Origin of the sequence: Microbacterium sp. NPDC064584 (assembly GCF_040687315.1) — a bacterium.
In the GTDB taxonomy this organism is placed as follows: Bacteria; Actinomycetota; Actinomycetes; order Actinomycetales; family Microbacteriaceae; genus Microbacterium; species Microbacterium lacus.
Map to the genome: position 1 here is coordinate 148132 of NZ_JBFBMZ010000006.1, position 20742 is coordinate 168873.

Below are 20742 nucleotides of genomic sequence, written 5' to 3' on the forward strand. Positions count from 1 at the left end.
GAGACCGCCGCCCTCCGCGAGGAGGTCGGCCGATGAGGGTCGGGCTGGACATCGGGGGAACGAAGACGGATGCCGTCGCCGTGGACTCCGCCGGCGCCATCCTGGCGCGCGTGCGTCGCCCGACCGGCTGGGGCCCCGAGGCCGTCGTGCGGTCCGCCGTGGCCGCGGTCCGCTCGCTCGAGGCTGAGGTCGCCGCCTCGAGCGCGGACGCCGGTCCGATGCGCTGCATCGGGATCGGCATCCCGGGCCAGGTCGAGCCGGGCACGGGCCGCGTCGTCCACGCCGTCAACCTCGGGGTGGACGAGCTCGACCTCGCCGAGGCCCTCGCGCCGCTGCTCGCGGTGCCCGTGAGCGTGGAGAACGACGTGAAGGCCGCGGCGTACGGCGCGTTCGCGCTCTCGGCGACCCCCGGCTCGATGGCCTACCTCAACCTCGGCACCGGCATCGCCGCCGGCATCGTCGCCGGTGGCGGGCTGTGGCGCGGCGCGCGTGGAACGGCCGGCGAGGTCGGGCACATCTCGATCGATCCGGCAGGGCCGCTCTGCCGGTGCGGGCAGCACGGCTGCATCGAGGCGCTCGCCGGCGGTGGAGCGATCGCCGAGCGCTGGGGGAGACCCGGCGCGCTGCCGGTGCGCGACGTGTTCGACGCCGCGGATCGCGGCGACGCGCAGGCCCGCGAGCTGAGGGTCGGGCTGGCGCGAGGCGTGGCCGCGGCCGTCCGCGTCCTCGTCCTCACGGCGGACGTCGACACGGTCGTGCTCGGCGGAGGCATCACGGCTCTCGGGGAGCGACTGCGCGAGGACGTGTCGGCCGAACTCGCGGCGAGCGCCGACGCATCGGCCTTCATGCGCTCACTGCGGCTCTCCGAGCGCGTCGAGATGCTTCCGCTCGGCTCCCCGGCCGCGGCGCTCGGCGCCGCGCTCGTCGGCGCGCCCGAGGAGGCGCTCGCCCGTGGCTGAAATCGTGATCGTCCCCGATCCGGCGACCGCCGGCGCGCTCGTCGCCGACGAGATCGCCCGCCTGATCCGCGGCAACCCGGACGCCGTGCTGGGTCTCGCCACCGGATCCACCCCCGTTCCGGTGTACGAGGCGCTACCGGTGCGGCTCGCCGACGTCGACGTCTCCCGCGTGCGCGGTTTCGCGCTCGACGAGTACGTCGGGCTCGACCCGGCGCATCCCGAGAGCTACCGGTCGGTCATCACGCGGGAGGTCGTCGAGCCGCTGGGGCTCGACCCCGCGCGGATCGCCGTGCCGAACGGAGCCGCGTCGGGCATCGAGCACGCCGGCGAGGACTACGAAGCGGCGATCGAAGACGCCGGCGGCATCGACCTGCAGCTCCTCGGCATCGGCACGGACGGGCACATCGGGTTCAACGAACCCGGCTCCTCCTTCGCGTCCCGGACGCGCGTGAAGACCCTCACCGCGCAGACCCGCCAGGACAATGCACGCTTCTTCGACGGCATCCAGGACGTCCCACGGCACTGCATCACGCAGGGCCTCGGCACGATCCTGCGCGCCCGGCACCTCGTGCTGCTCGCCTTCGGCGCCGGCAAGGCGGCGGCGGTGGCCGCTGCCGTCGAGGGGCCGCTGAGCGCCTTCGTCCCGGCATCCGCGATCCAGCTGCATCCGCACGCCACGGTGATCCTCGACGAGGCCGCCGCCTCCGATCTGCGCCTGTACGACTACTACCGGTTCGCGTTCGAGAACAAGCCCGCCTGGCAAGGCCTCTAGAGCGCGTGCATAGAGTGGGAGCATGACGGATGCCGCTCCCGCCCGCACCGGTCCGCGTCAGGCCTGGACGATCGGCGGCATCCTGCTGCTCGTGTGCGCGGGGCTCAGCGTCGTCGAACCGGCACTGATGTTCACCGCGCTGTTCACGCCCGTGTCGTGGGCGCGCACGCTCGCGTTCTCGGCGGCTCTCGTCGTCTTCGCGGTCGGCATCCGCGGGCGGGGGAGCGTCGTGGACCGCCGACCGCTCGGGGTGTCCGCGCTCGTGCTCCTCGCCCTCTGGCCCCTCGTGGACGCCGTCGTGTACGCACTCGTCCCGCCGACGATGGACTCGCTCGAGAGCTATCAGGTCTGGGGGTACGTCTCGCTCCTCGTGCCGCTCGCCGCCGCGATCGTCGCGGTCGTGCTCATCGCCCGGGCGGGGGTCGTGCCGCACCCATGGCGCTGGGCGCCGCTCTGGGCGCTCGGCGCGGCGATCGCTCCGCAGCTGATCCTGCAGGCGGTCGCCGCGAGTCCGGGAGCGGACGTGCAGGGGATGGCGGCGCCGATGGTCGGGCTCGGTCAGCTCATCGCGGTCGCGGTGCCGCTGGGTCTCGGCCTCTGTGCGGTGCTGCTCGCACGAAGCCGCCCGACCGCGGTGCAGGTCTATCCGGGCAGCTGAGTCTCCGGGATCAGTCCCAGGCGAACGCGAGCAGGTGATCCAGGCTCAGCGGCGCCAGCGGCAGGTGTCCGATGTCCGCCCGGGTGATCCAGCGCAGTTCCTCGATCTCGGCCCGGGGTGCGAGGTCGCCGGGGTTCGCCGTCGTCCGGAAGGCCGCCGCGACCACCCGGTGCCCGGGCTCGTTGGCGGCAGCGGACTCGAACGTGCCGAGCGGCTCGAGCGCTGCGGCGGACACCACGAGCCCGACCTCCTCGTGCAGCTCGCGGGCGAGCGCCTCGGCCGCGCTCTCGCCGGCCTCCGGTTTGCCGCCGGGCTGCATGAACACGCTCGTCCCGCGCTTGCGCACGACGAGCACCCGGCCGTCGGCATCCGTGATCACGGCGGCGCTGACGAAGATCCGCGCGTCGGTCACCGGGTGAAGACCTTGCCGGGGTTCAGGATGCCGGCCGGGTCGAACACGCGCGTGATGTCGCGCTGCAACTCCCACTGGGCGTCTCCGAGCTCGTCGGCGAGCCAGCGCTTCTTGAGGACACCGATGCCGTGCTCGCCGGTGAGGGTGCCGCCGAGGCGCAGGGCAGCCCGGAACAGATCGTCGGCCGCCGCCCAGACGTACTCGGGTGCCTCGATCACGCCGTTCTCATCGGGAGTCGCATCGAAGATGAAGTTCGGGTGCAGGTTGCCGTCGCCCGCGTGGGCGACGGTCGGGATCACGAGTCCGTGCTCGCGCTCGACGCGGGCGATCTCGTCGAACATCGCGGGCAGGGCGCTGCGCGGCACGGAGACGTCTTCGATGAGGGCCGTGCCGAGCGTCTCCATCGCCGGATGCATCGCGCGGCGGATCGCGAGCAGACGCTCGCCCTCGGCGCGGTCATGGGACACGGCGACCGTGCCCCCGGCAGCGCCCAGGACCGCGGCGATCGCGTCCGCCTCCCCGGCTGCGACCGGACCGTCGGTCTGGATCGTCAGCTGAGCCGCACCCGGCGTGGGCGGTTCGAGCTGAAGCAGAGCGTGCACGGCGGAGAGGGATGCGGCATCCATCAACTCCATGATCGAGGGCTGCGCGCCGGACGCCGTGACGGCGGCGGACGCTTCGGCTGCCGCCCGCACGTCCGGGAACGTCGCGGCGATCGTGCATACCTCACCGGGAATGAGTCGCCGGAGCTTGAGGGTCGCCCCGACGACGACGCCGAGTGTGCCCTCCGAGCCGATCACGAGAGAAGTGAGGTCGAGTCCGGTGACACCCTTCACGGTGCGGTGCCCGAGGCTCAGGAGGCGCCCGTCGGCGAGCACGAGGTCGACGCCCAGAACCGCGTCGCGGACGACCCCGTACTTCGCGCACAGCAGGCCGCCGGCGCCGGTGGCGATGTTGCCGCCGACGGTCGAGATCGCGCGGCTCGCCGGATCCGGAGCCCACCAGAGGCCGTGTTCGGCGAGGGCTGCGTTGAGGTCGGCGTTGATGATGCCCGGTTCGACGACCGCGAGCAGATCGTCGGGACGCACTTCGAGGATCCGGTCCATCCCGCGCACGGAGAGGGCGATCTCGCCGGTACCCGCGTTCGCTCCGCCGGCGAGACCGGTCCCCGCACCGCGGGTGACGACCGGTGTGCCGGTGGCCGAGGCGATGCGCAGCGTCTCCTGGACGTCGGAGACGGATGTCGCGCGCACGAGCGCGAGGGGCATGCCCGCCGCGGCATGCCCGGACTTGTCGGCGCGCGCGCCCTGCAGCGCGGAGTGATCGGTGTCCACGCGGTCGCCGAGGACGGCGCGCAGTTGCGCGAGGACGTCCGTGGACGCCGGCGGCGTGTTCACGCGAGCCGGCGACGACCGGCCAGGACGCCGGCGACCACCGCGACGACGGCGAATCCGAGGCCCACCCAGGTGAGGCCCATGCTCCACCATGCCGCCGTGGCAGAGACGTACACGAGCAGTTCGACTGCGGCGCGCACGAACGGGTGGACGTCCAGGACGGCCCGCGGCGACACGAACAGGGCCCAGACGAGGATCGCCGCGACCGGCGCACCGATGCCGACGACGACGTTCCATGGGAACGGCCACATCGCGAAGCCCCAGATCGCGAGGGTCACGAACGCGAAGATCTCGCACACGAACGCGAGGATGTCCACGCCGGACAGGGGCGCGCGCATGCCGGGCTGCAGGGGCACGTCGTTCGGCATCCCACGATTCTATCGCCGCCCAGGGTCCCCGCGCCGTGCCGGGGTGCTGCGGGGCGCGGCGACGCGTCAGCTGCCGGCGGTCCAGACGCGGACCACACGCAGGTCCTCGGACAGGAGCACGGCGTCGGCGATCGCACCGACCGCGAGGGATCCGAGGTCGCCCGCGCGTCCGAGAGCCCGGGCCGGTGCCGTGGTGACGGCGTGCACGGCATCGGGCAGCGGGATGCCGGCGGCGACCGCGTACCGCAGCGCGGCATCCTGCGTCAGCGTCGACCCTGCGATCGCGCCGCCGTCGCTCAGCCGGGCGACGCCGTGCTCGACGTCCACGCCGAGCGCGCCGAGTTCGTAGTGCCCGTCGGCGTGCCCGGCGGCCGCCATCGCGTCCGTGATGAGGGCGACGCGGCCGGGTGCGGCGGCGAACGCGATGCGGACGATCTCGGGATGCAGGTGCACGCCGTCCGCGATGATCTCCAGCGTGACGCGCCGGTCGGCGGCCGCCGCGGCGACCGGACCGGGATCGCGGTGATGCAGGCCCGGCATCGCGTTGAACGCGTGCGTGAGGATGCTCGCTCCGGCGTCGAACGCCGCGCGCGTCTGCTCCAGGTCGGCGCCGGTGTGCCCGACCGCGGCGGCGGCGCCCGCGGCGACCACGGCGCGGATCGCGGCCACGGCCCCGGGCAGTTCCGGGGCGAGAGTGACCTGACGGATCGTGCCGCGTCCGGCCTCGAGGAGCCTTTCGACCGCACCCGGTTCGGGTGTGCGCAGGAGCGACTCGTCGTGGGCGCCCTTGTGCGCGGGATCCAGGAAGGGACCCTCCAGGTGGGAGCCGAGGATGTCGGGGTCGGTCCGTGTGAGCTCGGCGACGACGGCGACTCTGGCCGCGAGGTGGCCCAGGGGCGCGGTCACGAGGGAGATCACGGCGCGGGTGGTCCCGTGGGCGCGGTGAACGGCCCGCGCGGCGCGGATCGCTTCGGCACCGTCGTCGTACGACGCGCCGCCGCCGCCATGCCCGTGCAGGTCGATGAATCCGGGGGTGAGGTAGACGCCGGCCGCCGCCGTGCCGTCGACGATCTCGTCGGCAGATCTCGCTCCCGCCCGCCACCCGTCGCCCGTGCCGGTTCCCGTGACACGCCCGTCCTCGAACCGCACCCACGCGTCGGGCACGATGCGGCCGGCATCCACGAGCCGCACCCCGTGCACGATCGTGCTCATTCGCTGCGCCACGGGATCTCCACCGACGGGTGGTATGCGATCCCGAGGCCCGCCCACAGCGGCGCGAGCCCGCCTACGCGCACGCGGAACGACTCCCAGGAGCGCAGATCGCCCTCGCGCGGTGACCACGCCGCCTCCGCGGCGGCCGCGAGGCGGGGAAACGCCATGCGGTCGATGTCCTCGGGGGTGCGGATCGACTCGGTCCACAGCGGAGCCTCGACACCCAGGAGGTCCTCGTCACCCACGCCGTCGATCACCTCGGCCGGATCCCACGAGTACGCGCGCTCGACGCTCGTCGGCCCGTTCGCCCACGTGAGGCCGAGGGGGCTGTCCGCGGTCTCCTTCATGTCGAGGTACACCGCATCGGCGGGCGAGAGGATGAGTCCGGCGTCGTTGCGGACGAACGTGCGGGCCTTCTCGTCCATGCCGTCCGTCGGGACGCGGAACCCCCAGTACTGCCCGACCGTGCTCGGATCGATGCCGGGCGCCGCTCCCGCCTCGTGCCAGGCGATCGGGGTCTTGCCGAGATCCGCGACGATCGCGGTCGCGCGCGCGATGAACGTCGCGAAGTCGTCCGGGGCCGTGCCGAGCGCCTCGTCCCCGCCGATGTGCAGATAGGGTCCCGGGGTCATCCCCGCGAGCTCGCCGAACACATCGGCGAGGAAGTCGTACGTCGCCTCGTCGTGGATCCGCAGCGAGGAGAACCCCACCGCCATGCCCGTGTAGGGCTCGCCGGCGACGGGTGCGGCGCCACCGTGGGACGCGACGATCTCGAGCACGTGCGGGGAGAGCACCGGTGCTTCGGTCAACTCGGGGTACGCGAGCGACACCGCGTGCGTGTGCCCGGGCACGTCGATCTCGGGCACGACGATCATGTGCCGCTCGGCCGCGTAATCGACGATGCGCCGGTAGTCGGCCTTGGAGTAGAAGCCTCCGGCGTCGCCTCCCACCGCGCTTCCCGACGCCCGCTCGGTGAGCTTCGGTCGCGAGTCCAGGTGGATGCGCCAGCCCTGGTCATCGCTCAGATGCAGGTGCAGGACGTTGAACTTCAGGCTCGCTGCGCGATCGATGTAATCCCGCACGACGTCGACGGGGAAGAAGTGCCGGGCGACGTCGAGCATCACCCCGCGGTATGCGAAACGCGGCGCGTCGGCGATCTCGACGGACGGGATCGTGAATCCGGCGTCGTCGCGGGTGATCAGCTGACCGAGGGTCTGCACCGCATAGAAGAGGCCGGCGGCATCGGGCGCGGTGATGCGGGCGGATGCCGCGTCCACGGTGATCCGATACGACTCGGCGGTGCCGCTCGGCTCGCGGCGCAGGTCGATCACCGCGGTGCCGCCTTCAGAACCGGCGGGTTCGACGCCCGTGCGGGCCGAGATGAAGGCGGTGAGTGCTGCGGCGGCATCCGTATCGCCGGTGATCCGCAGGTCCGTCGTGACGCGCAGGGCGGGGCTGCCGGAGAGGCGCTGCTCGAGCGGCAGCGGGACGAGCGGGAGCATCATGTAAAGGAGGCTAACAAAATAGGTCCGCGACGTCACGGGCGTCTTGTCGGGCGTGCGATCGGATATGCTCGTCGTGTCGCGACTGGCGTTGAGGTGGGTCACCACCGGGGAGCGACCGACACGGCACTCGACCGTACGCCTGGGTCGATGCGGAACGTTCCCCTTCCTAGCCGTCGTCAAAGGAGCACGCCATGACCGACCAGTACTTCACCGCGCCGCTGAGCGAGGTCGACCCCGAGATCGCGCAGGTCCTCGACCGCGAGCTGCAGCGTCAGCGCGGCTACCTCGAGATGATCGCGTCCGAGAATTTCGTCCCCGTCTCGGTGCTGCAGTCGCAGGGCTCGGTCCTGACGAACAAGTACGCCGAGGGCTACCCGGGGCGCCGCTACTACGGCGGATGCGAAGAGGTCGACGTCGCCGAGGAGCTCGCGATCGAGCGCGCCAAGTCGCTGTTCGGCGCCGAGTTCGCGAACGTCCAGCCGCACTCGGGTGCGACGGCCAACGCCGCCGTGCTGCACGCGATCGCCCGGCCGGGGGACACCCTGCTCGGTCTGGCCCTGGACCAGGGCGGTCACCTCACGCACGGCATGAAGATCAACTTCTCCGGTCGGCTGTACGACATCGTCGCGTACGGGGTCGACCCCGAGACGTCCGTCATCGACATGGACGAAGTGCGCCGGCTCGCGCTCGAGCACAAGCCGAAGGTCATCATCGCCGGGTGGTCGGCGTACCCGCGGCAGCTCGACTTCGCCGCGTTCCGTGCGATCGCCGACGAGGTGGGCGCGTACCTCTGGGTCGACATGGCGCACTTCGCCGGTCTCGTCGCCGGTGGCGTGCACCCGAGCCCTGTGCCGCACGCGCACGTGGTCTCCTCGACGGTGCACAAGACGATCGGCGGCCCCCGATCGGGCATCATCCTGACCAATGACGCCGATCTGGCGAAGAAGCTCAACACCGCCGTCTTCCCGGGTCAGCAGGGTGGCCCGCTCATGCACGTGATCGCCGCGAAGGCGACGGCGTTCAAGCTCGCCGCCACGCCGGAGTTCCGCGAGCGTCAGGAGCGGACGCTGCGCGGCGCGAAGATCCTCGCCGATCGCCTCATGCAGCCGGATGTCGCCGCGGCCGGCATCGCCGTGCGTTCGGGCGGCACCGATGTTCACCTCGTCCTCGTCGACCTCCGCGACGCCGCGATCGACGGCAAGCAGGCCGAAGACCTTCTGCACGACATCCACATCACGGTGAACCGCAACGCCGTCCCGAACGACCCGCGCCCGCCCATGGTGACGTCGGGTCTGCGGATCGGCACGCCGGCGCTCGCGACCCGTGGCTTCGGGGATGCGGAGTTCACCGAGGTGGCCGACGTGATCGCGCTCGCTCTGCTGCCGGATGCCGACACCGAGGCGCTGCGCGCGCGCGTCGCCGCGCTGACCGCTGCCTTCCCGCTGTACCCCGGCCTCGAGCAGTAGACCGTGACCGCACTCACCCTCGACGGTCGCGCGGCGGCGGCCGAGATCGCCGAAGAGCTGCGCGCGCGCGTGGCCGCGTTGAAGGAGCGCGGTGTCGTCCCCGGCATCGCCACGGTGCTGGTCGGGGCGGATCCCGCCTCGCAGCTGTACGTCGGGATGAAGCACCGGCAGTCCGAGGCGATCGGGATGAACTCGATCCAGCGCGAACTGCCCGCCGACGCCACGCAGGCCGAGGTCGAGGCGCTCATCGACGAGTTGAACGCCGACCCCGCGTGTCACGGGTACATCGTCCAGCTGCCGCTGCCGAAGCACCTCGACACCGACGCGGTGCTCGAACGCATCGATCCGGCGAAGGATGCCGACGGTCTGCATCCGACGAACCTCGGCCGGCTCGTCCTCAACGTGAACACCCCGATCACCTCGCCGCTGCCGTGCACGCCCCGCGGCGTGATCGAGCTGCTCGTGCGCAACGGCTACGACCTCGCGGGCAAGGACGTGGTGGTCGTGGGACGCGGCGTCACGATCGGTCGCTCGATCGGGCTGCTGCTCACCCGCCGCGAGTACAACGCCACCGTGACGCTCACGCACACCGGCACGGTCGATCTCGGCCGGCACCTGCGTCAGGCCGACGTGATCGTCGCCGCAGCCGGCGTCAAGCACATCGTTCGCGCGGAGGACGTGAAGCCCGGTGCCGCGGTGCTGGATGTCGGTGTGACGCGCGAGGTCGACCCGGCGACCGGCAAGAGCAAGGTGTACGGCGACGTGCACCCCGATGTCGCCGAGGTCGCGGGGTGGCTCTCACCGAATCCGGGTGGGGTCGGCCCGATGACGGTCGCACTCCTGATGACCAACGTGGTGGAGGCCGCCGAGCGCTCGCTCGACTGACCGCTCGCTTCCCGAGCGCTCGCTTCCCGCCGAGGTGGTGGCCCTTCCGCCGAAGTGGTGGCTCTCCCGCCGAGGTTGTGGCTCTTTCGCCGAGGTGGTGGTTCTTCCGCCGAAGTGGTGGCACCGTCTCGGCGCGAAACCCACCGTCTCGGCGGAGAACGCACCATCTCGACGGAGAACGCACCGTCTCGGCGGGAATCTGAGCGGGGCGGGGTCAGGCGCGGAAGCGCGTCAGGAATTCCTGCGTCCGAGCCTCGCGCGGGTTGCCGAACACCTCGGCAGGCGGGCCCTGCTCGAGGATTCGTCCTTCGTCCAGGAACACGACGCGGTGAGCCACGTCGCGCGCGAACGCCATCTCGTGCGTCGCCATCAGGATCGTGGTGCCGTCCTGCGCGAGTTCGCGGACGAGCTCCAGCACTTCGCCGACCAGCTCGGGGTCCAGAGCCGACGTGATCTCGTCCAGCAGCAGGATCTCGGGGTCCGTCGCGATCGCCCGCACGATCGCCGCGCGCTGCTGCTGTCCACCCGAAAGCCGGTCGGGGTGATCCCGCGCCTTCTCGCCCAACCCCACGCGCTCAAGCAGCGCGAGCGCCCTGGTCTCGGCATCCTTCCGCGCTTCGCGGTGCACCACGCGCGACGCGAGCGTCACGTTGTCGAGCACCGACATGTGCGGGAACAGGTTGTAGCTCTGGAACACGACGCCGAAGCGCGCGCGCACGCGGTTCGCGTCCACCCGGGGGTCGGAGATGTCCTCGTCGCCGAGCGTGATCCGCCCGTCATCGATCGGCTCGAGCAGGCTCAGGCACCGCAGGAGCGTGGACTTGCCCGATCCGCTCGCACCGATCACCGCGACGACCTCGTGCGCGGCGAGGTCCACCGAGACCCCGCGCAGCACATCGCGCTCGCCGAAGGACTTCCAGAGGTCTTCGGCACGCAGCAGCGCGGTCACAGGATCGCTCCGGTCTGCTCACGCCGCCGCAGCCGCGCGGCGTACCAGTCGGTGAGGCGGATCGTGGGGATCGCGAGAAGCACGAACAGGATGCCGGCCACGAGGTACGGCGTGAAGTTGTAGGTCTGCGAGGCTTCGATCTTGGCCGCGAGCACGGCGTCGGCGATGCCGAGGATCGAGATGAGCCCCACGTCCTTCTGCATCGCGACGAAATCGTTCATCAGGGGCGGGGTGATCTTGCGCAGCGCCTGGGGGAGGACCACCCGGCGGAGCGTCTGGGTGTAGCCGAGGCCGAGCGCCCGCGCCGCGAGCCGCTGAGACGGGTGCACGGCTTCGATGCCCGCGCGGATCACCTCGGCCACGTATGCCGAGTACGTGAGCGTCACGGCCAGGGTGCCGAGCAGGATCAGCGGGATCCGCGTGTTGGTCAGGGTCGGGATGCCGAATCCGACGACATACAGGACGATGATGAACGGCAGTCCGCGGAAGATGTCGGTGTACGCCGCCGCGATCGCGCGCAGCGGCAGGAACACCGGACCCGGGAGCGTGCGCAGCACCGCGATCAGCAGCGCGACGATCGACACGGTGATCAGCGACAGCCCGAGCACCTGGAGGTTCACGAGGAACCCCTCCCAGACCCGCGGGAGCGATTCCCACGCGATCGTCGGGTTGAAGAACGCCTGCTGGACGGCGGCCCACCCCGGTGTCTGGATGACTGTGACCCACACGATGACCGCGAACGCGATCGTCGAGGCGACCGCGATCAGCACCGAGCGCTGCGACTGGCGCGCGCGGAAGGCCCGGCGTTCGAGCTCGAGCGCGCTCGGGGTGTGGGAGGTCACGGCACGACGGTACACGCCGCGGCGCGCACCGGACTCACGGGAGCCCCGGGCCTCACTGCAGCAGCGTGACGCCCTGGCCTGCGCCCAGCCACTCGTCGGTGATCTCGGCGAGCGTCCCGTTGTCGCGGAGGGTGTCGATCGCTGCCGAGACGCGCTCCGTGAGCGGCGAGTCCTTCGCCAGCACGACTCCCCATTCGTCGGCGACCCCGCCCGCGGGCAGTTCGCCCACGATGTAGGAGTTGTCGATGTAGAGCGCGGTCGCGAGGTACGCGGTCGGCAGGTCGATCACGAACGCGTCGAACTGCCCGGCGTTGAAAGCGGCGACGGCATCCTCGTTCGAGGCGTACAGAAGCGGGTCCACGTCCGGCTGGATGACCTCCTCGATCGTCTGCGCGCTCGTGGAGCCCGCCATCGCACCGAGGGTGAGGCCCTTGAGCCCGTCGATCGTGTCCACGCCGTCGGCCGCGCCGCCGTTGATCGCGACGACCGCCTGGCTGGCCGAGTAGTAGGGCGAGGAGAAGTCGACCGCCTGCTTGCGCTCGTCGGTGATCGTGTACTGCTGGATGTTGAAGTCGAAGTTCTTCGGTCCCGGCGCGATCGCGGCCTCGAAGCTCGTGCGCACCCACTCGACGTCTTCGGGCGCGAAGCCGAGCTCATCGGCGATCGCGTACGCGATCGCCGCTTCGAAACCCTCCCCGGAGGCGGGGTCGTCGTTCACAACGTAGGGCTCGTACGCGATGTCTCCGGTGGCGATCGTGAGCTTGCCGGGGGTGATGTACCCCTCGTCGGCCGACGCCGTGGTCTCCTCGCCCGACGGCGTACCACTCGCGGCGCAGCCGGTGAGGGCGAGGGCGGTGAGGGCGATGCCGGCCAGGGCGGCTCGCAGGGACGTGTGACGACGCGACATGGGTGCCTCCGGAGTTCGGGATGCGGCGCGCTCGTGCTGTCGGCGCGGCCGCAGCTTCCATCATGACCGGCGTCACGCGCGCGGGCCGCGTCCGGAGTCGCTCTGTTACGAGTTCTTCACATCCGGATGCCGCAACCGCCGCGCCGGGCCTGCTCAGCTCTTGCCGAGCTCGTCCAGCATGCGCCGCTGCTCCTCAGTCAGGCCGTCGTGCAGTTCACTCCGCGCGGCTGCGGACTCGCTCGCGCTGAGCGAGCCCGTGGCGGATGCCGAACCCGCGGCATCCGATTGCCCCGGCTTGCCGGTCGCGCGGTCGTAGAGCGCGCCCGCGTGGGCTTCGACCCGGTCATCGACCGCGTCGTAGATCGCCCATCCGATCAGGATGATGATCGGCGGCAGCACGTAGCCCCAGAACCAGCCGCCGACGCTCACGCTGGACAGCAGCACCGTGATCACCCAGACGATCAGCGCGACGAGGAACACCAGGACGCCCTGTACGACCTTCTCGCCGATCTTCGTGCGCTGGCCGGCCGAGCGCGACGCCATCTTCTGGAACAGGCCGTGGATGAGAGGCTTGATCCAGATCGTCAGTGCGGTGAGGATCACACCGGCCCAGAGCGCCGCCCAGCCGACGCGCGCCGGGGTGAACCAGCCGATGATCAGCAGCACGAGCACGGTGAAGACCAGAAGCGACAGGAACCGGACGACCCACTTCTTCATGCCCGCTACGTTGCCACGCGCGCGCGGCACGCGCCACCGCGGAGGTCAGTGCATCCGGACGAGCTGGTCCAGATCGTCGCCCGGGAGCTGGTCGACCACAGCGGTGACCTGCATGTCGACCAGGGTGATCCGACCCGAGACCGTCGTCAGGAACGCCGAGTCGGCGGCATCCCGGCCCGTCGCGATGCGCACGAGCGTGGACCGCGGGGCGAGCGTGGTCGCATCCACGACGCACCACGCCCCCTCCACCCACGCCTCGGCGACCGCGTGGAAATCCATCGGCGACAGACCGGGCGCGTAGACCGAGACCAGCCGCGCGGGGACGTTCAGCGCGCGCAGGAGCGCCACGGTCAGGTGCGCGTAGTCGCGGCACACGCCCTGACGGGCGAGCAGGGTGCGGATCGCGCCGTCGGTCGGAAGGCTCGAGCCGCTCACGTACGACAGGTGCGTGCCGACCCAGGACGAGACGGCGGCCAGAAGCTCGGCGGGGTCGGTGATCGTCCCGAACTCGGCGAACGCGGTCGGACCCAGCGCGTCGGACTCGGCGTAGCGGCTCGGCCGACGGTAGACGATGAGATCGGTCGCGTTCGCGACGGTGCCCGCCGCCTCGCCCTCGATCGACGCGTCGTACGAGGCGACCAGGCGGCCGACAGGGGAGGTCACGGTGTGCAGGCGCGTGCCGTGGGCGTCCGGGATCTGCTCGAAAGTGAGCGGCTCCCCGTCGAGCGTGAAGGAGACGTGCTCGGTCGTCGGCGTGTGGTGCCCGCTCACCGCCATCGAGAACACGAGTTCGGCGGGCTCGGTGACATCCAGCTCGATGCGGGCGGCGACGTCTCTCTTCATGACCCCAGGGTGGCACGCTCCGATGTCCGGCGCATTTCCGGACGCGGGCTTGACAGTGACGTGTGCCGCGCGAAAGCGGCGTGCGCTCAGTAAGAGGAGCGGGTGGGCGCCGGGTCGTCGGGGATGAACCGGGCAGCGAGGGCCTCCGAGCCGCGCGCGAGGAGCGACACGTCGGCGCCCACCAGGACGAAGGACGCGCCCGCGGCCAGGTACGCGTCCGCGATGTCGGGGTCGAACGCGTTCACACCGACCGGCTTGCCGGCGGAACGGACCGCCTCGAAGGTCCGCAGCACGGCCGCGCGGACATCGGGATGCGTCTGCTGCCCGAGCCGCCCCATCGACGCGGCGAGATCGGACGGCCCCACGAAGACGCCGTCCACCCCGTCGACCGCGGCGATCCCAGCGGCGGCATCCACTCCCGCGGACGTCTCGATCTGCACGAACAGCGAGACGTGCGCGTCGGCGTCCTCGAGATACCCGTCGACCCGGTTCCAGCGCGCCGACCGAGCGAGGGCGGAGCCCACGCCCCTCGTGCCGCGCGGGGGATAGCGCACGGCGGAGACCGCCTGCTCGGCATCCGCCACCGTCGACACCATCGGCACCAGGATGTTCTGCGCGCCGAGGTCGAGCACCTGCTTGATCGTGGAGACGTCGCCGATCGGCACCCGCACGACGGGCGTGATCGGGTACGCCGCGACGGCCTGGAGCTGCGCGAGGACCGATTCGAGCCCGTTGGGGGAGTGCTCCATGTCGATGAGCGTCCAGTCCATCCCGGATCCGGCGCAGATCTCGGCGACGAGCGGCGAGCCGGAGCACACCCAGATGCCGGCGAGGGGACGGGATGCCGCCGCCAGAGCGTCGCGGAAGGTCGGGCTCACACGAAACGGCATTCGATCACTCCCATCTCGGCGAAGTCGCACCTGACGCTATCGCCCCGCTGCACCCACATCGGGCGGGTGAAGGATCCGGCGAGGATGATCTCGCCGGTCTCCAGTCGCGCACCGTGCTGGTGGAACTTGTTCGCGAGCCACGCGACGCCGGTGGCGGGGTGCCCGAGGACGCCGGCGGCGACACCGGTCTCCTCGACCTCGCCGTTGCGGCTGAGCACACCGGGGACCCAGCGCAGGTCGATCTCGTCCGGGCGCTTGCGCACATCGCCGAGCACCATCGCGCCGTAGGCGGCGTTGTCTGAGATCGTGTCGACGATGGTCCGGCCCTCGAGCTCGATGTGGGAGTTGAGGATCTCCAGCGCCGGCACCGCGTAGTCGATCGCGGCCAGGGCATCCTCGAGCGTGCAGTCCGGGCCTTCCAGCGGGTGCTTCAGGACGAACGCGAGCTCGACCTCGACGCGGACGTTCGAGAAGCGCTCGACGGGGATGTCGTCGCCCGTGCGGTAGACGGTGTCGTCGAACATGACACCGTAGTCGGGCTCGGTGATCCCGGTCGCCTGCTGCATGGCCCTGGAGGTCAGCCCGATCTTGCGGCCGACGAGCAGGCGACCCGACGCGATCATGCGGTCGCGCCAGACCCCCTGGATCGCGTACGAGTCCTCGACGGTCGCGTCCGGGTGGCGCGCGGTGATGCGCGGGATGAGCTCGTGCGTGCGGTCGGCTTCGGCGAGCTCCTCCGCGATCCGCGCGATCTGCTCGGGTGTCAGCATCGGTTCTCCTTCGTCTCGGTGAAAGCCTGGGGACGAATCGGCATTCAGGGCCCCTGAGGGGGCGATCCGGTCGATTCGCCCCCGCGCTTTGACACGGGCGCGGGCTACAGCTGGTGGCCGAGCTTGTACTCGCCCTGCTTGTACTCCGGCATCGAGTCCTCGCCCGGGCGCGTGTACGAGAAGCCGTCGGCACCGATCGTGACGGCCATCTCGGAGTCATCGGTGCGGGCGACCACCGGCTGCGGATTGCCGTCGAGGTCGAGCACGAGCGAGGCCTCGGTGTACCAGGAAGGCACGACGGGGTTGCCCCACCAGTCGCGGCGCTGGTTGTCGTGCACGTCCCACGTGATCACCGGGTTGTCGGGGTCGCCGGTGTAGTAGTCCTGCGTGTAGATCTCCACGCGGTGCCCGTCGGGGTCGCGGAGGTACAGGTAGAACGCGTTAGAGACCCCGTGTCGGCCCGGGCCGCGCTCGATCGCGTCCGAGCGCCGGAGCGCGCCGAGCTTGTCGCAGATCGCGAGGATGTTGTGCTTCTCGTGCGTGGCGAACGCGACGTGGTGCATCCGCGGGCCGTCGCCCCCGGTCATCGCGGTGTCGTGCACGGTGGGCTTGCGACGCATCCACGCGGCGTAGACGGTGCCCTCGTCGTCCTGGATGTCCTCCGTCACCCGGAATCCGAGCGACTGCATGAAGTTCACCGCCCGCGGCACGTCGGGGGTCACCTGGTTGAAGTGGTCCAGGCGCACGAGCTCTCCGGGGGTGTGCAGGTCGTAGCGCCACGACAGGCGCTCGACGTGCTCGGTCTGGAAGAAGAACTCGTACGGGAAGCCGAGCGGGTCGGTCACCCGCACCGCATCCCCGATGCCCTTGACGAAGCCCTCCGCGCGACGTTCGACGCGGCATCCGAGCTCTTCGTAGAACGCGACGGCGCGGTCGAGGTCCGCGGGCGTGCGCACGCGGTACGAGAACGCCGCGACCGCGGCAACCGGCCCCTGGCGCAGGACCAGGTTGTGGTGGATGAACTCCTCGGTCGAACGCAGGTAGATCTCGCTGTCGTCCTCCTCCGTGACGTACAGGCCCAGCACGTCGACGTAGAAGACGCGGGATGCCGCCAGGTCGGTGACGACGAGCTCCATGTACGCGCACCGCAGGATGTCGGGCGCGGGCGCGGACGGCGTCGGGATCGGGTTGTCGGAGTGGATCGGCGCCTCCTGCGAGACGAAGAAGCCGGAGGAGGTCAGGGTCTTTGCGGTGTTCATGTCAGTGGGCGTCCTTGCTCTTTGGTGGTCGAGTGTCCAAGACTCGCCGTGAGTGCGGGCGGCTTCACGGCGCGTCTTGGACACTCAGCCGGGGTACTTGCCGAACGTGGGGTTGTGGGGCTCGCCGAGCGTGATGTGCACGGCCTGCTGGTCGGTGTAGAAGTCGATCGAGCGGTAGCCGCCCTCGTGTCCGAGACCGGACGCCTTGACGCCGCCGAACGGGGTGCGGAGGTCCCGGACGTTGTTGGAGTTCAGCCACACCATGCCTGCCTCGATCGCCTGGGCGAAGTTGTGCGCGCGGCGCAGGTCGCTCGTCCAGAGGTACGCGGCGAGCCCGTACTTCGTGTTGTTCGCGAGGGCCAGCGCCTCTTCTTCGGTGTCGAACGGCGTGATGGCGACGACGGGGCCGAAGATCTCCTCCTGGAAGATCCGCGCATCGGGTGCGACGTCGGCGAACACGGTGGGCGAGACGAAGTTCCCGGTCTCGAAACCCTCGGGGCGGCCACCGCCGGCGACCAGGCGCCCCTCGGTCTTGCCGATCTCGACGTAGGACATGACCTTCGCGTAGTGCTCGGGGTGCACGAGCGCGCCGACTTCGGTGGCGGGGTCGTGCGGATAGCCGACCTTCACGCGCGACGCCTGCGCGGCGTAGCGCTCCACGAAATCGTCGTACACGTCACGTTGGACCAGGATGCGGCTCCCGGCGGTGCAGCGCTCGCCGTTGAGGGAGAACACCCCGAAGATCGTCGCGTCGATCGCGGCGTCGAGGTCGGCATCCGCGAACACGATCGCGGGGGACTTGCCGCCGAGCTCCATGGACAGACCTTTGAGGTACGGTGCGGCGTTGCCGAAGATGAGCTTCCCGGTCGAACTCTCGCCCGTGAACGAGATGAGGGGCACGTCGGGGTGCTTCACCAGCGCGTCTCCGGCATCCTCGCCGAGTCCGTTCACGAGGTTGAAGACGCCCTTCGGAAGCCCCGCCTCCTCGAAGATCCCGGCCCACAAGGAGGCGGAGAGGGGCGTGAACTCGGCGGGCTTCAGCACGACGGTGTTCCCGGTCGCCAGCGCTGGGCCGAGCTTCCACGACTCGAGCATGAACGGGGTGTTCCACGGCGTGATGAGCCCGGCGACGCCGATCGGCTTGCGGTTGACGTAGTTCAGCTGCTTGCCCGGCACCTTGTAGGCGTCGTCGGCCTGCGCGACGATCAGGTCGGCGAAGAACCGGAAGTTCTCGGCGGCGCGCCGCGCCTGCCCGAGGGCCTGCGTGATCGGCAGGCCCGAGTCGTACGACTCGAGTTCGGCCAGGCGGGCATCGCGCGACTCGACGATATCGGCGATCCGGTGCAGCACGCGCGAGCGCTCGCGCGGGAGCATCCGCGGCCACGGGCCTTCGGTGAACGCACGCCGCGCGGCGGCGACCGCCAGGTCTATGTCGGCCTTCTTGCCGGCGGCCGCCTGCACGTACGTCTCGTTCGTGACGGGGTCGAGCACGTCGAAGGTGTCGCCGTCCTGCGAGTCGACGAACGCGCCGTCGATGTAGTGCTGGATGCGGGCGGGCAGGCCCTCGGGCACGCGATGGGTCGCGGGTGCTGTGGCGGTGTCGGTCATGGTGCTCCCTGTGGTTCGGAGGGTCAGAAGTTGGGGAGGCCGAGGGCCTCGTCGGGATGTTCGTGCGTCAAGTACGCGTCGAGGGTGGCCGAGCGGTGGCGTCGCGCGGTCATCTCGATCTCGCCGAGCGGGGCGCCCTGCTCGATGAGAGTCACGATCTCGGCGTGCTCCCGCACCGACTCGGCGGCGCGCCCGGGCACGAAACTGAAGGTCGAGTCGCGGAGATTGCCCAGCCGTGCCCATTCGGCGTTCACGAGTTCGAGCAGGCGCGGGTTGGCGCACGGTGCGAACAGGATCGCGTGGAACTCGTGATTGAGCGCGGTGAACGATCGAGGATCGAAGTGGTCCAGCGTCTCGACCATGAGGTCGTTGACCTGTCGCGCGCGGCGGAGATCGTCTGCGCTCAGCCGGCGTGCGGCCAGAGCAGTGGCCGTGCCCTCGAGGAAGCTCAGGGTCTGCATGCTGAACCGATACGAAGCGTCGTCGACCATCGACACGTGCGCGCCGACGTTGCGCTCGAACGTCACGAGCCCCTCGGCTTCGAGCTGCCGGATCGCCTCGCGCACGGGCACGACGCTCATGTCGAGCTCTTTCGCGATCGAGCCCAGCACGAGCCGGTATCCGGGGGTGAAGTCCTGATTCGCGATGCGGCCTTTGATGAAGCGGTAGGCGCGCTGCGACTTGCTCTGCGCAGCACCCACGCCGGCGGCACCCATCGTCGTCAGTTCTTCCGGCGCCATGCGTCGTACCTCGCTCTCCACTCGGCGTTCATCGGGAACAGTCCGTCGACGGGGTGACCGGCGCGGACCTGTTGGGCGACGTAGGCGTCCTCGTCCTCCTGTGCCAGCGCCGCGTCGACGACCTCGTCGGCGAGGGCCGGCGGGATCACGATGACGCCGTCGCCGTCGCCCACGATGATGTCGCCCGGCTGGACGGTCGTGCCGCCGCATCCGATCGTGACATCGTGCTCCCACGGGACGTGCTTGCGTCCGAGGACGGCCGGGTGGGGTCCGGCGGAGAAGACGGGGATGCCGACCTCGGCGACCGTGTCGTAGTCGCGCACCCCGCCGTCGGTGACGATTCCCGCGGCGCCCCGGGCCTGCGCGCGCAGGGCGAGGACGTCGCCGAGGGTTCCGGAACCGGTCTCGCCGCGCGCCTCGATCACGATGACCTCACCCTCGCCGACGGCGTCGAACGCACGCTTCTGCGCGTTGTAGCCGCCGCCGTGGCTCTGGAACAGGTCCTCGCGGCCGGGGACGAAGCGCAGGGTCTTGGCGGTGCCGACGATCTTGGTGCCGGGGTGCATCGGCCGCACCCCGTCGATCGTGACGTTGTTCAGCCCGCGCTTGCGCAGCTGGGCCGAGAGTCCGGCGACGGGCACGCGCAGGAGCTTCTCGCGCAGGTCCGGGGTCACGCCCGTTCCCGCCGGAACAGGCGTTTCGGCGGAGGCAGGCTCGGCAGTCGCGGATGCGCCTGTGTCGGCCGGAACTCCTGATCCGGAGAGCCCGGCGGCTTCGGGGGAGCCCCACGCCTCGGCGCGCTGCAGATCGTCGACGGCGGGAAGGGACCCCAGCGCCGGATCGAAGGATGCCGCGCCCTGGGTCACCGTGGTGCGCAGGCGCCCGGTGCTCGATCCGGAACCGGACACCTCCACCTCGACGACGTCGCCCGGGACGACGACGGAGGAGCCGGCCGGCGTTCCGGTGAGGATCACGTCGCCGCTCTCCAGCGTGAAGTGCTGCGACAGGTCCGCGACGAGCTGCGGGAGCGGGAAGATCAGGCCCGCGGTCGTGTCGTCCTGCGCGAGCTCGCCGTTGACCCAGGTCCGCAGCTGCAGGTCGGCCGGATCCACGGTGCGGGCGTCGAGCAGCGCCGGGCCGATCGGGGTGAAGCCGTCGCCGCCCTTGGACCGCACGTTCGAACCCTTGTCGTTCGCCCGCAGGTCGTACAGGCCGAAGTCGTTCGATGCGGTGACCCAGGCGACGTGGTCCCAGGCGTCGGCGAGCGGGACCCGGCGGGCGGGCGTGCCGATCACGAGCGCGATCTCGCCCTCGAACGCGAGGAGCTCGGTTCCGGCCGGGCGCTCGATCGTCCGTCCGGATGCCGCCACGGAGCTCGACGGCTTGAAGAAGTAGGAGGGGGCGGCGGGTCGTCGGCCGCGCTGGTCGGCACGGGACGCGTAGCTCAGGTGGATCGCGATGATCTTGCCCGGCCGGGCCGGCAGCGCGCCGAAACCGTGGGGTGCGGCATCCGTTGAAAGTGTCATGAGCTCCCTCGCCCTTGCGTCGTATGTGAAATCGTATATGATCGGCTGCGCCCCCGGCAA

21 protein-coding genes and 1 riboswitch are annotated in these 20742 nt (G+C 70.8%); of the genes, 5 read left to right on the forward strand and 16 right to left on the reverse strand.

Annotation, left to right across the window (positions count from 1 at the left end; all coding sequences use genetic code 11):
• The first annotated feature begins 32 nt into the window (after positions 1-32).
• From AB0P18_RS10555 to AB0P18_RS10565, 3 genes are read left to right on the forward strand one after another with little or no spacing between them, the layout of a single operon-like run.
• Positions 33-959, forward strand: a complete 927-nt coding sequence (locus AB0P18_RS10555) for an ROK family protein (protein ID WP_344052175.1) — start codon at positions 33-35, stop codon at positions 957-959.
• A complete protein-coding gene (nagB, locus tag AB0P18_RS10560) occupies positions 952-1731 on the forward strand; it encodes a glucosamine-6-phosphate deaminase (protein ID WP_363359975.1) in 780 nt (259 codons plus the stop codon). The genes AB0P18_RS10555 and nagB overlap by 8 nt, the downstream gene beginning before the upstream one ends.
• A gap of 22 nt (positions 1732-1753) precedes the next feature.
• Positions 1754-2389 (forward strand): hypothetical protein, encoded by a 636-nt coding sequence (locus AB0P18_RS10565; protein ID WP_363359976.1) that lies wholly within the window; start codon positions 1754-1756, stop codon positions 2387-2389.
• A 10-nt stretch (positions 2390-2399) separates the two neighbouring features.
• Here the strand turns inward: AB0P18_RS10565 and AB0P18_RS10570 are convergent, their stop codons facing one another.
• The 5 genes from AB0P18_RS10570 to AB0P18_RS10590 all read right to left on the reverse strand — a co-directional run bounded on the left by AB0P18_RS10570 (position 2400) and on the right by AB0P18_RS10590 (position 7280).
• On the reverse strand, positions 2400-2801 hold the full coding sequence (locus AB0P18_RS10570; RefSeq protein ID WP_344052180.1) for an NUDIX domain-containing protein: 402 nt from the start codon (positions 2799-2801) through the stop codon (positions 2400-2402).
• Positions 2798-4198: an FAD-linked oxidase C-terminal domain-containing protein gene (locus tag AB0P18_RS10575; protein WP_363359977.1), complete on the reverse strand. Its 1401-nt coding sequence runs from the start codon at positions 4196-4198 to the stop codon at positions 2798-2800. Before AB0P18_RS10575 ends, AB0P18_RS10570 begins: the two co-directional genes overlap by 4 nt.
• Positions 4195-4563 carry a YrdB family protein gene (locus AB0P18_RS10580; RefSeq protein ID WP_344052184.1) on the reverse strand — a complete coding sequence of 123 codons (369 nt, stop codon included), beginning with the start codon at positions 4561-4563 and terminating at the stop codon, positions 4195-4197. The genes AB0P18_RS10575 and AB0P18_RS10580 overlap by 4 nt, the downstream gene beginning before the upstream one ends.
• Positions 4564-4629: 66 nt before the next feature.
• On the reverse strand, positions 4630-5775 hold the full coding sequence (gene nagA / locus AB0P18_RS10585; protein ID WP_363359978.1) for an N-acetylglucosamine-6-phosphate deacetylase: 1146 nt from the start codon (positions 5773-5775) through the stop codon (positions 4630-4632).
• Positions 5772-7280 carry a family 20 glycosylhydrolase gene (locus tag AB0P18_RS10590; RefSeq protein ID WP_363359979.1) on the reverse strand — a complete coding sequence of 503 codons (1509 nt, stop codon included), beginning with the start codon at positions 7278-7280 and terminating at the stop codon, positions 5772-5774. Before AB0P18_RS10590 ends, nagA begins: the two co-directional genes overlap by 4 nt.
• A gap of 68 nt (positions 7281-7348) precedes the next feature.
• A riboswitch (ZMP/ZTP riboswitch) is annotated at positions 7349-7432 on the forward strand.
• A 39-nt stretch (positions 7433-7471) separates the two neighbouring features.
• Here AB0P18_RS10590 and glyA point away from each other — a divergent pair.
• Together glyA and AB0P18_RS10600 are read left to right on the forward strand one after the other, a co-directional pair.
• On the forward strand, positions 7472-8746 hold the full coding sequence (gene glyA, locus AB0P18_RS10595) for a serine hydroxymethyltransferase (protein ID WP_344052190.1): 1275 nt from the start codon (positions 7472-7474) through the stop codon (positions 8744-8746).
• A 3-nt stretch (positions 8747-8749) separates the two neighbouring features.
• On the forward strand, positions 8750-9631 hold the full coding sequence (locus AB0P18_RS10600; RefSeq protein WP_363359980.1) for a bifunctional methylenetetrahydrofolate dehydrogenase/methenyltetrahydrofolate cyclohydrolase: 882 nt from the start codon (positions 8750-8752) through the stop codon (positions 9629-9631).
• Between the two features lie 214 nt (positions 9632-9845).
• Here AB0P18_RS10600 and AB0P18_RS10605 read toward each other — a convergent pair whose 3' ends face one another.
• The 11 genes from AB0P18_RS10605 to AB0P18_RS10655 all read right to left on the reverse strand — a co-directional run bounded on the left by AB0P18_RS10605 (position 9846) and on the right by AB0P18_RS10655 (position 20682).
• On the reverse strand, positions 9846-10580 hold the full coding sequence (locus tag AB0P18_RS10605) for an amino acid ABC transporter ATP-binding protein (protein WP_344052193.1): 735 nt from the start codon (positions 10578-10580) through the stop codon (positions 9846-9848).
• The gene (locus tag AB0P18_RS10610) at positions 10577-11422 is read right to left on the reverse strand and encodes an amino acid ABC transporter permease (RefSeq protein WP_344052195.1); all 846 of its coding nucleotides are present in this window, start codon (positions 11420-11422) and stop codon (positions 10577-10579) included. The genes AB0P18_RS10605 and AB0P18_RS10610 overlap by 4 nt, the downstream gene beginning before the upstream one ends.
• A gap of 52 nt (positions 11423-11474) precedes the next feature.
• Complete coding sequence (locus tag AB0P18_RS10615; protein ID WP_344052197.1) at positions 11475-12329, reverse strand: ABC transporter substrate-binding protein; 855 nt, start codon at positions 12327-12329, stop codon at positions 11475-11477.
• A 153-nt stretch (positions 12330-12482) separates the two neighbouring features.
• Positions 12483-13046, reverse strand: coding sequence for a hypothetical protein (locus AB0P18_RS10620; RefSeq protein ID WP_344052199.1), 564 nt, complete (start codon positions 13044-13046; stop codon positions 12483-12485).
• 45 nt (positions 13047-13091) lie between these two features.
• The gene (locus AB0P18_RS10625; protein ID WP_344052201.1) at positions 13092-13889 is read right to left on the reverse strand and encodes a transglutaminase-like domain-containing protein; all 798 of its coding nucleotides are present in this window, start codon (positions 13887-13889) and stop codon (positions 13092-13094) included.
• A gap of 86 nt (positions 13890-13975) precedes the next feature.
• Entirely contained in the window at positions 13976-14779 is an 804-nt protein-coding gene (locus tag AB0P18_RS10630; protein ID WP_363359981.1) for an HpcH/HpaI aldolase/citrate lyase family protein, read from the reverse strand.
• Entirely contained in the window at positions 14764-15549 is a 786-nt protein-coding gene (locus AB0P18_RS10635; protein WP_363359982.1) for a fumarylacetoacetate hydrolase family protein, read from the reverse strand. The genes AB0P18_RS10630 and AB0P18_RS10635 overlap by 16 nt, the downstream gene beginning before the upstream one ends.
• A gap of 104 nt (positions 15550-15653) precedes the next feature.
• On the reverse strand, positions 15654-16808 hold the full coding sequence (gene hpaD, locus AB0P18_RS10640) for a 3,4-dihydroxyphenylacetate 2,3-dioxygenase (RefSeq protein ID WP_363359983.1): 1155 nt from the start codon (positions 16806-16808) through the stop codon (positions 15654-15656).
• Positions 16809-16892: 84 nt separating this feature from the next.
• Positions 16893-18416 (reverse strand): 5-carboxymethyl-2-hydroxymuconate semialdehyde dehydrogenase, encoded by a 1524-nt coding sequence (gene hpaE / locus AB0P18_RS10645; protein ID WP_363359984.1) that lies wholly within the window; start codon positions 18414-18416, stop codon positions 16893-16895.
• A gap of 23 nt (positions 18417-18439) precedes the next feature.
• Positions 18440-19156, reverse strand: a complete 717-nt coding sequence (locus AB0P18_RS10650) for a GntR family transcriptional regulator (RefSeq protein ID WP_363359985.1) — start codon at positions 19154-19156, stop codon at positions 18440-18442.
• Positions 19138-20682 (reverse strand): fumarylacetoacetate hydrolase family protein, encoded by a 1545-nt coding sequence (locus AB0P18_RS10655; RefSeq protein WP_363359986.1) that lies wholly within the window; start codon positions 20680-20682, stop codon positions 19138-19140. The genes AB0P18_RS10650 and AB0P18_RS10655 overlap by 19 nt, the downstream gene beginning before the upstream one ends.
• Positions 20683-20742: the final 60 nt, after the last annotated feature.